General features: G+C 71.2%; 1 rRNA gene and 1 pseudogene. Both read right to left on the bottom strand.

Going from position 1 to position 1084, the window contains the following annotated elements:
- Window positions 1-868, bottom strand: a pseudogene (locus tag ABT263_RS32890) (hypothetical protein); the annotation flags it as partial.
- Window positions 869-993: 125 nt separating this feature from the next.
- Window positions 994-1084 (bottom strand): 5S ribosomal RNA (gene rrf, locus ABT263_RS32885); the annotation flags it as partial.

Raw genomic sequence — 1084 nt, 5'->3', positions numbered from 1 at the left:
GGCGGAAACCGCCACCGGAGGGGCGGTCGTCACGGCGGAAGCCACCGCGGTCGTCGCGGTCGCGGTTGAAGCCGCCACCGGACGGACGGTCATCGCGGCGGAAGCCACCGCCCGAGGGGCGGTCGTCACGGCGCGGACGGTCGTCGCGGTCACGGTTGAAGCCGCCACCGGACGGACGGTCGTCACGACGGAAACCGCCGCCGGACGGGCGGTCGTCACGACGGAAGCCACCGCGGTCGTCACGGTCACGGTTGAAGCCGCCACCGGACGGACGGTCGTCCCGACGGAAACCACCACCGGAGGGGCGGTCGTCAGCGCGCGGACGGTCGTCGCGGTCACGGTTGAAGCCGCCACCGGACGGACGGTCGTCCCGACGGAAACCGCCGCCACCGCCACCGGAGGGACGGTCGTCACGGCGGAAGCCACCGCCCGAGGGGCGGTCGTCACGGCGCGGACGGTCGTCGCGGTCACGGTTGAAGCCGCCACCGGACGGACGGTCGTCCCGACGGAAACCGCCGCCACCGCCACCGGAGGGACGGTCATCGCGGCGGAAGCCACCACCGGAAGGGCGGTCGTCGCGACGCGGACGGTCGTCGCGGTCACGGTTGAAACCACCGCCCGAGGGGCGGTCGTCACGGCGCGGACGGTCGTCACGGTCGTCGCGACGCGGACCTCGGTCGTTGGACCAGCCCCCACGAGACCGGGGCTCGTAGCCGCGGCCGTCGTCCGATCGACGCTCGGGACGGTCCTGGGGCTGGTTCGACATTGTGGTGACTCCTCTTGTTGCTTCAGCTCTACCGCGGATGGAGGCGACACCACTGCCCTCGCGCGGTTCGATGCCGGCCTCCTGGCCGAGCACCATCTCCATTGTCCGGCATCGACCGGGACCCCGCGCCTGGGCGAAAGTCCTCTGTCGTGCCGGGGTGCATACGTGCGTAAAAACAAAAAGGCCGCGGCCCCAGCGAATCGCTGGGGCCGCGGCCTTGAATAATTGTTCGGCGGCGTCCTACTCTCCCACAGGGTCCCCCCTGCAGTACCATCGGCGCTGTGAGGCTTAGCTTCCGGGTTCGGAATGTAACCGGGC

The organism is Kitasatospora sp. NPDC001603 (assembly GCF_040298365.1).
In the GTDB taxonomy this organism is placed as follows: Bacteria; Actinomycetota; Actinomycetes; order Streptomycetales; family Streptomycetaceae; genus Kitasatospora.
This window is presented reverse-complemented; position numbering and strand designations above follow the sequence as displayed.